Here is an 11,269-nt window from a genome sequence, read left to right as displayed (position 1 = left end):
GTTCGTTGTGTACTTTCACCGAGCGGGCTCCGCACCCGCAGCCATCCACACCGGCCGATATTACGAATCACATGTATTATGAATACGAACATCTCGCAATATCGGAGGAAGCTGATGGCAACGACAGTCGATATCCCCGATGAGGTCTTGCACGAAGCGCTCCGGCTCACCGGGCTCACAACCAAGAAGGCCGTAATCAACCTGGCCATGAACGAGCTCGTGCAGGGCTATCGGCAGCGCGAGGCCCTTGGCAGGCTCTCGCGAATGAATCACAATCCTTTCCTCACCGAAGGCGAGCTCGCCGATCAGCGGCGTAGCAGCGAATGACCGCACCGTTCTCCCGGCCCCTTTACCTGATCGACCACTCGGTCATGTCCCATTATCGGACGAGTGAAGCGGTCAAGCTTGCAGTAGACCGCCTGGCGGTCTCGGGAGTGCTCTGCTCGTCGATGGTGACCATGGATGAGGCTCGGTACAGCGCCCGCAACGCACAGGACCTCACTTTCATCACCGAGTTGTACGGCTCGGTCTTCCACTGGCTGGCCACCGACGCGGCTGTCGAGCGCGAGGTCGCGCGTATTCGAAAGGCGCTGTGGAAGATCGGCGCGGGACGTGGCGCACAAACCACAGACATTCAAATAGCCGCAACGGCTTTGCGGCATTCGGCGACCGTCGTGCACAACGACCGCGACTTCCAGACGATTCATCGCGCGGTGCCCGAATTCGACCAGCTCCGAGTGCAGCCTGAACACGGCGGGACTGCGCCCGCCCCTTGATCGCTCGCGGCGGCCAGGCACACGAAACGCGCGATCCGGACCGAGTCCCCGATCTATCCCCCAGCCATCGTCGCCATGCGCCGGACCGACGAAGAACTGGCGGCAGCGTCGATAGCGGTACGCGGCCTGCTTGCCTTCTACGCATCCTTCCCGCCGACCGCCCCGTCCTCGACATCGAAGGCTGGGGTGAGCGCCAACCCGAGCTCAACGCCCTCTCCAAGTCCGGCGACATCATGCGCATGTTCGACCGCATCTCCGACGACATGCTCGACACCATCGCCGTGCGCGGCACCCCCGAAACCTGCGCCACCGAGATCATCCGCCGCTTCGGCGATGTCGCCGACCGCGTGTGCTGCTACTTCCCGGGCTACGACCCACCCGTCGACCAGATCAGGGCTCTCGCCGAGGCACTGGATCGGGCGGATGCGGGGAGCGGGAAGCGCGCCGCTCGGCGGTGAGCCGGCCTCGCGTCAGGCCGTCGGCAGATAGCAGGTGGGCGGCGAGGTCTCGTGTGAGCCGGTGACGCCACCTTGGAGCGCACACAGCAGCGCCTTCAGCAGCGGGCCCGCCGAACCCGAGCTCGACCCGGTCGACTCCGACACCGGGCCGGGCCGGTGCGGCGTCTCGGCCGACGCCTGGCCGGCCGCTCCCATCAGCACGCCCACCGAAACCGCCGCCAGTACAGCCGAGTTCGTAATGCTTCGCATTCGTCAACAGATCCTTTCACCGGAAGCCTCCACTGCCGGTGCCACCCGCCGGACGCCAGTGCTCCCTGCGGAGTACGAGGTCCGACCCAAGCTAATCGCGACCGGGCTGCCGCGAATGCCACAGCTTCTGGTGCCATGGCTTCTGTCGGCCCGGCTTCCCGGGTAGAGACGTCTCAGGCGCGCAGTGCCGCCGCCAGCGCCGGATTGACGGCCATCGACAGCGCCAGCAGCGACTCCACCAGGAGGTCGATCAGTTCGTCGCGGGGGATGGTCTCGTTGCGCAACCATGAGAGGGTCGATTCCTCGGTGAAGGCGATCCAGCCACGGACGGCCAGCACCAGGCGGGGGTGGTCGCGTTCCTCGGGCGGCATGGGGACCTGGGTGAGGATGATGTCGACGATCGCGTTGCGGGTTTGGTCGACCAGGGCGACGAGGTCTGGGCTGGAGCTGGCAGGGCCGCGCAGCAGCGCCAGGTAGGAGGTGCGGTTCTCGCTGACGTAGTCGATATAGCGGCTGACCGAATCGCGCAGCATGTCGAACAGGCCGAGGCCCGCATCCGGCGCGACCCGCATCAGCAGTTCGGCGTTGGCGTGGCGCACGACCTCGAGCTGGAAGTCCTGCTTGGTGGGGAAATAGTGGAACAGCAGGCCACGCGAAATGCCTGCTGTGGCGGCGATTTCGCTGATCGAGATGTCCTCGATGGCGCGCTCGCCCAGCATCTTGACGCCGAGCTCGATCAATTGTGCGCGCCGCTGGTCCGGGCTCAGCCGGACACGCTTGGCGGTTTCTCCCGGACTCGTGCTCACGCGACCATCCTACTGAACGAGGGTCAATACTATTGACTACGATTCAACAGAGCTGTTGACTGCTACTCAATAGGGCTCTAGTCTGAGTATATGAGTCGCAAGGTTACAGACAAAGCTGTCGCTAACCAGCCCACCCGCCACCTGCGGACGATCATCATCGGCAGCGGTTTCGCCGGCCTCGGCCTGGCCATCCGGCTGAGCCAGCAGGGTCGCCAGGATTTCCTGGTCCTGGAACGCGGCGCCGACGTGGGTGGCACCTGGCGTGACAACACCTATCCGGGCGCTGCGTGCGACGTGCCGTCGCACCTGTACTCGTACTCCTTCGCGCTCAACCCGAACTGGTCGCGCTCGTTCTCCCGGCAGGGCGAGATCCAGGCCTACATCCAGGGCGTGGCCAAGAAGTACAACGTGCTCGACAAGCACATCTTCAACTGCGATGTCACCGGTGCACGCTGGAACAACGACACCGCACGCTGGGAGATCACCTCCTCGCAGGGCAACTTCACCGCCGACACCGTGGTCTCCGCGGTGGGCGCGCTGTGCGAACCGAATCTGCCCGACATCAAGGGCATCAACAGCTTCGAGGGCGAGATCTTCCACTCCGCCCGCTGGAACCACGACGCCGACCTCACCGGCAAGCGCGTCGCCGTGATCGGCACCGGCGCCTCCGCGATCCAGATCGTGCCGGCCATCGCGCCGAAGGTCGGCCACCTCGACGTCTACCAGCGCACCGCGCCGTGGCTGCTGCCCCGGCTGGACCGGCCCTACCTGAAGGCCGAACAGCTGGCGTTCAAGTACATCCCCGGCGTACAGCGCCTGTCCCGCGCCGCGATCTACGCCGCGCGTGAGACCCAGGTCGTCGGCCTTGCCAAGTTCCCGGCGCTGATGCAGGGCTTCGAGCTGCTGGCCAAGGCCAAGCTGCGCTACGAGATCCGCGATCCCGAGTTGCGCGCCAAGGTCACCCCGAACTTCCGGATCGGCTGCAAGCGCATGCTGATCTCCAACGACTACTACCCGGCGCTGGATCGCGACAATGTCGACGTGGTCACCGACGGCATCGCCGAGGTGCGGCCGAACTCGATCGTCACCAAGGACGGCACCGAACGCGAGATCGATGCGCTGATCGTGGCCACCGGCTTCCACGTGACCGATTCGCCGACCTACGAGACCATCACCGGCAAGGACGGCCGCACCCTCACCGAGGTCTTCGACGAGATCGGCCAGCAGGGCTACAAGGGTTCCTCGATCGCGAACTTCCCGAATATGTTCTTCCTGCTCGGGCCCAATGTCGGCCTCGGCCACACCTCGATGGTGTACATGATCGAATCGCAGATCAACTACATCGCCGACGCGCTGGCCACCATCGACAAGCAGGATCTGCGTACCGTGGAGGTACGCCGCGATGTGCAGGACCGGTACAACGCCGAGTTGCAGAAGAAGCTGGCCAAGAGCGTCTGGCTCAATGGCGGCTGCTCCAGCTGGTACCTGGACAAGCACGGCAACAACACCACGTTGTGGCCCGACTTCACCTTCGAATTCCGTAGGCTGACCAAGCATTTCGATGTCGAGGCCTACGAGACGACCACCGACGACAACTCCACTCGCCCCGAACTGAAAGTGGTGGCAGCCCAGTGAGCAAGGACGCTTACTTCCGTAACAAGGTATGTGTGATCACCGGTGCCGGTTCCGGTATCGGCCGGGCGCTGGCCATTGATCTGGCCCGGCGCGGCGCCAAGCTGGCGCTGTCGGATATCGACACCGACGGCCTTGCCGAGACCGTGCGCCAGTGCGAACAGCTGGGCGCGCAGGTGAAGTCCGACCGGCTCAATGTGGCCGAGCGTGAAGCGGTGCTGCTCTACGCCGACGCGGTCAAGGAGCACTTCGGCGTCGTGCACCAGATCTACAACAACGCCGGTATCGCCCACCATGGTGATGTGGTCAAGACCGAGTTCAAGGACTTCGACCGGGTCATGGACGTCGACTTCTGGGGCGTCGTCAACGGCACCAAGGCGTTCCTGCCGTACCTGATCGAGTCCGGTGAGGGTCACGTGGTGAACGTGTCCAGCCTCTTCGGCCTCATTTCGGTGCCCGGCCAGAGCGCGTACAACTCGGCCAAGTTCGCCGTGCGCGGTTTCACCGAGGCGCTGCGCCAGGAGATGATCGTGGCCAAGACGCCGGTCGAGGTGACCTGCGTGCACCCCGGCGGCATCAAGACCGCGGTGGCCCGCAATGCCACCTACGCCGAGGGCATCGACGGCAAGAACGCCAGCACGATGTTCGACAAGTACCTGGCCATCCACTCCCCGGAGATGGCGGCCAAGACCATCACCGAGGGTGTGCGCCGCAAGCACGGCCGGGTCCTGATCGGCTGGGAGGCCAAGTTCCTCGACCTGTACGTGCGGGTTCTGGCCTCCGGCTACCAGCGCATCTCGGCCACGGTCGAGCGCCGGTTCCTGCCCTGAGCCCGGTAACGACCGATGCGTGATATCGCCATTCCCCTGCCACTGGCGCGCACGATCCTGAGCCCGGTGTACCGGGCCACGCTCAACGATCGGCTGCCGTGGAAGATGCAGCGCCTCCTGCTGGACGCCGGCTCGCGCTTGCAGCCGGCGCCGCCGGGGACCCGGATCGAACGGATTCGGCTGGCCGGCCGGCCCGCGGACCGATTCACCGCGGCCACCCCCGGCGACGGCGCCGTGCTCTACCTGCACGGCGGCGGCTACGCGGTCGGCTCGCTGGCCACCCACCGGTCGTTGACGGCCCGGCTGGCACACGAAACCGATTGCGCGGTCTATTCGCTGGACTACCGGCTCGCGCCGGAGCATCCGTTCCCCGCCGGACTCGACGACGCCGAGGCCGCGTTCCTGGAACTCGTCGATGCGCACGGCTACTCCCCCGACCAGATCGCCATTTCCGGCGATTCGGCCGGCGGCGGCCTTGCCATGGCCACCGCGCAGCGGCTGATCGCCCGGCACGGCTACACCCCGGCCGCGCTCGGCCTGATCGCACCGTGGACCGATCCGAACGAAATCCCGGACCGGCACCGCGATCTGGTGATCAGCAAGCCGTGGTCGCGCGCATGCGCCGCGGCCTACCTGGGCGGCGGCGACAACAACGATCCGGGTTACGCACCGCTGCTCGGTGAGCTGCGCGGGCTGCCGCCGACCTACGTCCAGGTCGACGTCAGCGAGCTGCTGCATACCCAGTGCGTGCGGTTGGCGGCGGCGCTGCGGGAAGCCGGGGTCGCCGTCACCTTCACCGAGAGCCGCGGCCTCTGGCATGTGGCGCAGTTGCAGGCCGCGTTGGTCGGTCCCGCCTCGGCGGTGCTGCGCGAGATGGCGGAGTTCTTGGCCGAAGCCATACGCCCGGCGCATATCCGCGATCTAGGATGATCCCGCTCAGGTCCGTATCCGCTCGTCAATGAGCGGGTACGGACCTATTTGCGGTGGTCGACGTCACGGCCGCGGTGCAGGTGCCGTAGATTACTGATGAGTTAACCCACGTGGAAGGGCCATGATGCGAGAGTTCGAAGCCCCGGCTTCCTACACCATCCCGGAAGACGCCAATAATTCCGACAACGTGTTCCGCCATGCCGAACAGTCGCCGAACGCCGTGCTGTTCCAGGTGCCGAACGGCAGCGGCGGCCTGCGGGATGTGACCGCGACGGAATTCGCGAAGACGGTGACCGGGGTGGCCAAGGGCATCATCGCCTCCGGCATCGGGCTCGGTGACCGCGTCGCCATCATGTCGGCCACCCGCTACGAGTGGGCCGTGCTCGACTTCGCCATCTGGGCGGCCGGTGGCTGCACCGTGGCGATCTACGACAGCTCGGCCGCCGAGCAGGCCAAGTGGATCCTGCAGGATTCGGCCACCAAGCTGCTGGTCGTCGAGAACGACAAGCACCGCGCCACCATCGACGAGATCGAGTCCGGTTCGCTGCCGGAGCTGAAGGAGATCTCCCAGATCGACAAGGGCGCCATCGACGAGCTGATCAGCCGCGGCGCCGAGCTGGACGATCAGGTCGTGCACGAGCGTCGCGCGCAGGTCGGCGCGTCCTCGCCGGCCACCCTGATCTACACCTCGGGCACCACCGGCCGCCCCAAGGGCGTCATGCTCACCCACGCGAACCTGTGGGCGGAATCGAAGTCCGACCGCATCGCGCTCGGCAAGTTCATCGTCGCGGGCAAGAAGACCCTGCTCTTCCTGCCGCTGGCGCACGTCTTCGCCCGCGCCGTGGCGCTGGCCGCCTTCGACGCCAAGGTGATCGTCGCGCACACCTCGGACTGGACCACCCTGGTCGACCAGTTCGCCGCCTTCAAGCCGCACTTCATCCTCTCGGTGCCGCGCGTGTTCGAGAAGGTGTTCAACAGCGCCAAGCAGAAGGCGCACGACGGCGGGAAGGGCAAGATCTTCGATCTGGCCGCCGAGACCGCCATCGCCTACAGCGAGGGCCTCGACAAGGGTGGCCCCGACCTGGTCATCAAGGTCAAGCACTTCGTCTTCGACAAGCTGGTCTACAGCAAGCTGCGCGCCGCCCTCGGCGGTCAGTGTGAGGCCGCGGTCTCCGGCGGCGGCCCGCTGGGCGCGCGCCTTGGCCACTTCTTCCGCGGCGTCGGCGTCACCATCTACGAGGGCTACGGCCTGACCGAGACCACCGCCGCCATCACGGTGAACACCCCCGAGCACATCCGGGTCGGCTCGGTCGGCCGCCCGATCGAGGGTCATGCGGCCAAGATCGCCGAGGACGGCGAGCTGCTGCTCAAGGGTTCGGTCGTGTTCGACGGCTACTGGGGCAATGCCGAAGCCACCGAGGATGCCTTCGAGGACGGCTGGTTCAAGACCGGCGATCTCGGCGCCATCGACGCCGACGGCTTCGTCACCATCACCGGCCGCAAAAAGGAAATCATCGTCACCGCGGGCGGCAAGAACGTCTCCCCCGCGCTGCTCGAGGATTCGCTGCGGGCGCATCCGCTGATCAGCCAGGTGATGGTGGTCGGTGACGGCCAGCCGTTCGTCGGCGCGCTGATCACCCTCGATCCCGAGGCGCTGCCGGGCTGGAAGGAGCGCAACGGCGTATCCGCCGACACTCCGATGGAGACGCTGGTGCAGAACCCGGCGCTGGTCGCCGAGATCGACGCGGCGGTCGCCGAGACCAACAAGAAGGTCTCCAAGGCCGAGCAGATCAAGAAGACCCGCATCCTGACCGTCGACTGGACCCAGGAGACCGGCGAGCTCACCCCGAAGATGTCGCTCAAGCGCGCTGTGGTGATGAAGCAGTACGCCTCCGAGGTCGAGAAGATCTACAGCTGATCTCTTCCTGACAGATAAAGGCGCCGGCAGCTTCCGCTGCCGGCGCCTTTGTCGTTCGCGCTGGTGAACCGATTCAGGGAGTGAGGGATTCGGCCTTGGCCCGCTCGGTGGGCGGCTTCGGCGGGGCGCTCACCCCCGGGCGCAGGAACAGCACCGAGGCCAGCACGCCGATCAGAAGGATCGCGGCGGGCAGATACGTCGAATCCGCCAGGGCCGAGCTGAACGCCTCCTTGACCGGTTCCGGGATCGGGCCGGCGGTGCCTTCGCCCGCAGGTGCCTCACCCAGCCCGTTGGCCGACATGCGCGCGGCGATCAGGGCGCTGATCGCGGCGCTGCCGAGCACCGCGCCCACCTGGCGGGTGGTGTTGTAGATGCCCGCGCCCGCACCGGCCTTCTGAACGGGCAGGTTGTGCGTCGCGGTGGTGGCCAGCGGCGCCCAGATGAACGCGTTCGCGAAACCGGCGAGCCCGGCGGCGACCAGGAACCAGATGATGTCCGAATCCGGTGTCATCAACTGCGCGAACCAGGCCACCGAGATCGCGAACAACGTGAAGCCGATGGTCGGCACGACCCGCGGATGCAGCCGCCCCGCGAACTTGCCGACGAACGGCGCCATCACGCCGGTGATGATCGCCATCGGCGCGAACACCAGCGCGGATTCGGTGGGCGACATCTCCCGCACGGCTTGCAGATAGAAGTAGGACGGCACCATCACCGCGGTCGTGGCCGCGCCCATGGCCGCGATCGCCAGGTTGGACAGCCCGAAGTTGCGGTCGCGGAACAGGCTCAACGGCACCAGCGGTTCACCGGTATTGCGCGACTGGTTGACGATGAACAGTGCGAGCACCACCACGCCCGCGCCGATCAGCAGCCAGATCCGCAGCGACCAGTCGTAGGTGTTGCCTTCCTGGATGCCGAACACCAGCAGCGCCATGCCGATACCGCTGAGCAGCACCCCGGGGATGTCGAACTTGTGCGCGTGCGTCTCCAGCGCCGGCACCAGCTTCCAGGCCAGCACGAACGCGACGATGCCGACCGGGACGTTGACGAAGAAGATCCACTCCCAGCCCAGATTGTCGACGAGCACACCGCCGAGAATCGGGCCGACCAGGGTGGCCAGGCCGGCGACGCCGCCCCACAGGCCCATGGCCGCGCCGCGCTTGTCCGGCGGGAAGGTGCGGGTGATGACGGCCATGGTCTGCGGCGTCATCAGCGCCGCGCCCAGACCCTGCACCGCGCGGGCGGCGATCAGCATCTCGATGGTCCCCGACAGCCCGCACCACAGCGAGGCGAGGGTGAACACCGACAGGCCGATCAGATAGATGTTCTTGGGGCCGAACCGATCGCCGAGGCGGCCGGTGATCAACAGCGGCACCGCGTAGGTGAGCAGGTAGGCGCTGGTCACCCAGATGACCTGGGAGATGTCGGCGTGCAGACTGTCGAGGATGGCCGGGTTGGCGACCGCGACGATCGTGACATCCAGCAGGATCATGAAGAACCCGACGACCAGCGCTGAGAGCGCTAACCACGGATTACGTTGAGTGGACATCGGTTTCGTTCCTAACTCGGATGTGAATGACGAGCGACGTCGTTGTCGGTTCGCTGGGAAGGCTCACGAGGCCGCGGGCTCGGCCTCGTCGGCCGCGGGCTCGGGCTGCCAGGGCGGGGCGTCACAGGGCTCGGCACGTCGCCCGGTGGCGGGATCGAATTCCTCCCAGAGCAGTGCGCCGCTGTCGAGTTCGGCCACCAGCTGCTCGACCCATTCGATCTCGGCGCGCACGGTGGCGCGCAGATACGGCAGCACGATCCAGTACCGCCGCGGCACCTGCTTGCGTTCGGCCTTGGCGATCATCGTCTCCAGCTCGGCCGATTCCCCGGCCAGGTGGTCGAGGCGTTCCCGCAGCAGCGCCAGCACCTCGGGTTTGGGCAGGTTGTGCGCCTCACCGAGGGCGACCGGAAACAGCGGATACTCCGGCAGCGGTGTGCGCAGCAGCTCCGCGATCCGGGTGCGCAGGGTCTCGCGCCCGGCGGCGGTGATCCGGTAGGTGGTGCGTTCGGGCCGGTTGCCCGCACGGTCGATCCCCTCGGCCCGCACCATGTCCAGCTCGGCCAGCCGGGTGACCACGTGGTACAGCGAGCCGGGCCGCACCTTGACGAGCTTGTCCTCGCGCCGCATCGCCAGCAGTTGGTACATCTCGTACGGATGCATCGGCCGCTCTTCGAGCAGGGCCAGCACAGCGATGGCCAGCGGGGTCACCGTCGCGCCGGTGCGCTGCCCCATAACGTCCTCTTTTCCGGATCTGTATCCACCACTCACGTTGCCGACGAGCGTCACGACAACCTATCGACGACCTACGACATACTCCGCACCAAATATTCCAGCTGGAATATACGGCGCGGAAGTCACGGCCGGCAAGAGGGGCGAACCGTTAGCGAGGCCACACGACGATGTGCGCTGCTGGGTCCCGCTACCCGGCAGGGTTGCCCGCCACCCCGCCGGAACACACTGCTCAACGGGGGTTTCACCCGTCCTCGGCGATATCGTGCGGTGCATCTGGCGGCGGATAGCGTCACGGAACCGTTGGGGGCACGCGGGGTCGAGTCGCCGCCGCCATCACGTGGCAATCGGGGGTGTGCGCGGCTCCGGGCAGAGCGCGTGTGGGTGTTCCGTCAGAGACCGTGGTCGTCGAGCCAGGTACGGGCCAGCTCGGCGGGGTTCGCCTGCTCGTCGCGTATCGCCGCCACCATGCCGGTCAATCGATCGGTGGTGAGCTCACCGGCGACGTAGTTCAGCTTCTCCCACTCGCGATCGTCCAATGCGCCCTTGCGCACCAGCGCGACCGGGTTCTCCGAGCGCAGCGCGTTGTCGTCGTCGGACAGCACCCGCAGGCCCTCGGCCGCGGGTGGTGCGAGTTCCACGGGACCGGCCAGCAGACCGACCTGGATGCGCCCTTCCGCCAGCGCTTTTCGTAGCTCGGCGGGATCGGCGAAGGTCTGCGTCGACGCGAAGTCGCAGCCGTCGATCCGTAGCGCCGGCGGCGGCGCGGTCAGCAGGCCTGGCACCGGCGCGACGCCGGCGGACGACGACGGGCAATCCGGTAGCAGATCCGCGACGGACTCGGCCGGTGCGGCCGAGTTCACGAGCACACGTGCCCGCAGATCGGCCCCGTCGGCGGCGTCGGTGACGACCAGTCCTTGCGGCAGCGAACGGTTCAGCTCGCGGGTCACCTCCTTGGTGCTCCACGCCGTCACGTTGCCGGCCAGTTCGCCCAGCAGCGCCCCGTTGTGCTCGCCGACCAGCGTCACCGTGCCGGCGTCGAGGGCCGCCATCCGGCCCGCGCGGGTGCCGAGCCCCGATTCGACCACGACGGACGCGCCGGTGCGGGCCAGCGCCTGGGCGTAGATCTCGGCCAGCAGCACCGACTCCGCGCTGTCGCCCGAGCCGACCACCAGTGGTTCGGGCGCGGAATCATCGCCGCAGGACACCGCCACTGTGGCCAGCGCGAGGACCACGATCCGGGCCAGCACCCGCAGCGGCGCGGCAAGCACCATCGGCGCGACACCAACTTTCCGAAGCCGAGGACTAACCCGCGCCGACCGGGTCGGGCGGGCACTATGGTCAGTGGAGAATGTACCGGTGGCCACCGGGCACCGGGATCGCGCACTGCCG

General features: G+C 67.0%; 12 protein-coding genes. 7 read left to right on the top strand and 5 right to left on the bottom strand.

What is annotated here, in order from left to right; all coding sequences use genetic code 11:
- Nucleotides 1-114 precede the first annotated feature (114 nt).
- Genes AC5W7N_RS16800 through AC5W7N_RS16790 form a run of 3 tightly spaced genes read left to right on the top strand, consistent with a single transcriptional unit; the run spans nt 115 to nt 1,234 of the window.
- Entirely contained in the window at nt 115-327 is a 213-nt protein-coding gene (locus tag AC5W7N_RS16800; RefSeq protein WP_194992397.1) for a type II toxin-antitoxin system VapB family antitoxin, read from the top strand.
- A complete protein-coding gene (locus AC5W7N_RS16795; protein ID WP_195019937.1) occupies nt 324-776 on the top strand; it encodes a type II toxin-antitoxin system VapC family toxin in 453 nt (150 codons plus the stop codon). The genes AC5W7N_RS16800 and AC5W7N_RS16795 overlap by 4 nt, the downstream gene beginning before the upstream one ends.
- On the top strand, nt 773-1,234 hold the full coding sequence (locus AC5W7N_RS16790; protein ID WP_495921868.1) for a hypothetical protein: 462 nt from the start codon (nt 773-775) through the stop codon (nt 1,232-1,234). The genes AC5W7N_RS16795 and AC5W7N_RS16790 overlap by 4 nt, the downstream gene beginning before the upstream one ends.
- Before the next feature lie 12 nt (nt 1,235-1,246).
- On the opposite strand, the gene AC5W7N_RS16785 is transcribed toward AC5W7N_RS16790, so the two are convergent.
- Both AC5W7N_RS16785 and AC5W7N_RS16780 read right to left on the bottom strand, forming a co-directional pair.
- Nucleotides 1,247-1,483, bottom strand: coding sequence for a hypothetical protein (locus AC5W7N_RS16785; RefSeq protein WP_194992400.1), 237 nt, complete (start codon nt 1,481-1,483; stop codon nt 1,247-1,249).
- Between the two features lie 173 nt (nt 1,484-1,656).
- Nucleotides 1,657-2,289, bottom strand: a complete 633-nt coding sequence (locus tag AC5W7N_RS16780) for a TetR/AcrR family transcriptional regulator (RefSeq protein WP_163809289.1) — start codon at nt 2,287-2,289, stop codon at nt 1,657-1,659.
- Between the two features lie 90 nt (nt 2,290-2,379).
- Here AC5W7N_RS16780 and AC5W7N_RS16775 point away from each other — a divergent pair, with 90 nt between their 5' ends.
- The 4 genes from AC5W7N_RS16775 (at nt 2,380) to AC5W7N_RS16760 (ending at nt 7,599) form a co-directional block, all read left to right on the top strand.
- Nucleotides 2,380-3,924 carry a flavin-containing monooxygenase gene (locus tag AC5W7N_RS16775; protein ID WP_195006770.1) on the top strand — a complete coding sequence of 515 codons (1,545 nt, stop codon included), beginning with the start codon at nt 2,380-2,382 and terminating at the stop codon, nt 3,922-3,924.
- A complete protein-coding gene (locus AC5W7N_RS16770; protein WP_163809284.1) occupies nt 3,921-4,751 on the top strand; it encodes an SDR family NAD(P)-dependent oxidoreductase in 831 nt (276 codons plus the stop codon). Before AC5W7N_RS16775 ends, AC5W7N_RS16770 begins: the two co-directional genes overlap by 4 nt.
- Nucleotides 4,752-4,766: 15 nt before the next feature.
- The gene (locus AC5W7N_RS16765) at nt 4,767-5,681 is read left to right on the top strand and encodes an alpha/beta hydrolase (protein WP_163809282.1); all 915 of its coding nucleotides are present in this window, start codon (nt 4,767-4,769) and stop codon (nt 5,679-5,681) included.
- Between the two features lie 124 nt (nt 5,682-5,805).
- Nucleotides 5,806-7,599: an AMP-dependent synthetase/ligase gene (locus AC5W7N_RS16760; RefSeq protein ID WP_194992617.1), complete on the top strand. Its 1,794-nt coding sequence runs from the start codon at nt 5,806-5,808 to the stop codon at nt 7,597-7,599.
- 73 nt (nt 7,600-7,672) lie between these two features.
- Here AC5W7N_RS16760 and AC5W7N_RS16755 read toward each other — a convergent pair whose 3' ends face one another.
- From AC5W7N_RS16755 to AC5W7N_RS16745, 3 genes are all read right to left on the bottom strand, one after another.
- Nucleotides 7,673-9,148, bottom strand: coding sequence for a DHA2 family efflux MFS transporter permease subunit (locus AC5W7N_RS16755; protein WP_194992616.1), 1,476 nt, complete (start codon nt 9,146-9,148; stop codon nt 7,673-7,675).
- A 63-nt stretch (nt 9,149-9,211) separates the two neighbouring features.
- Complete coding sequence (locus AC5W7N_RS16750; protein ID WP_195006771.1) at nt 9,212-9,880, bottom strand: helix-turn-helix transcriptional regulator; 669 nt, start codon at nt 9,878-9,880, stop codon at nt 9,212-9,214.
- A 389-nt stretch (nt 9,881-10,269) separates the two neighbouring features.
- On the bottom strand, nt 10,270-11,151 hold the full coding sequence (locus AC5W7N_RS16745) for a glycine betaine ABC transporter substrate-binding protein (protein ID WP_495921867.1): 882 nt from the start codon (nt 11,149-11,151) through the stop codon (nt 10,270-10,272).
- Nucleotides 11,152-11,269: the final 118 nt, after the last annotated feature.

The organism is Nocardia sp. CDC519, from assembly GCF_059509835.1.
Note: the sequence above shows the minus strand (reverse complement) of the source record. Positions and strands in the feature narration are given on the sequence as shown.

What these genes read in the sequence shown, in the direction of transcription:
- AC5W7N_RS16800 (WP_194992397.1), top strand. Translation starts at nt 115, where the DNA reads ATGGCAACGACAGTCGATATCCCCGATGAGGTCTTGCACGAAGCGCTC.
- AC5W7N_RS16795 (WP_195019937.1), top strand. Translation starts at nt 324, where the DNA reads ATGACCGCACCGTTCTCCCGGCCCCTTTACCTGATCGACCACTCGGTC.
- AC5W7N_RS16785 (WP_194992400.1), bottom strand. Translation starts at nt 1,483, where the DNA reads ATGCGAAGCATTACGAACTCGGCTGTACTGGCGGCGGTTTCGGTGGGC.
- AC5W7N_RS16775 (WP_195006770.1), top strand. Translation starts at nt 2,380, where the DNA reads ATGAGTCGCAAGGTTACAGACAAAGCTGTCGCTAACCAGCCCACCCGC.
- AC5W7N_RS16765 (WP_163809282.1), top strand. Translation starts at nt 4,767, where the DNA reads ATGCGTGATATCGCCATTCCCCTGCCACTGGCGCGCACGATCCTGAGC.
- AC5W7N_RS16760 (WP_194992617.1), top strand. Translation starts at nt 5,806, where the DNA reads ATGCGAGAGTTCGAAGCCCCGGCTTCCTACACCATCCCGGAAGACGCC.
- AC5W7N_RS16755 (WP_194992616.1), bottom strand. Translation starts at nt 9,148, where the DNA reads ATGTCCACTCAACGTAATCCGTGGTTAGCGCTCTCAGCGCTGGTCGTC.
- AC5W7N_RS16750 (WP_195006771.1), bottom strand. Translation starts at nt 9,880, where the DNA reads ATGGGGCAGCGCACCGGCGCGACGGTGACCCCGCTGGCCATCGCTGTG.
- AC5W7N_RS16745 (WP_495921867.1), bottom strand. Translation starts at nt 11,151, where the DNA reads ATGGTGCTTGCCGCGCCGCTGCGGGTGCTGGCCCGGATCGTGGTCCTC.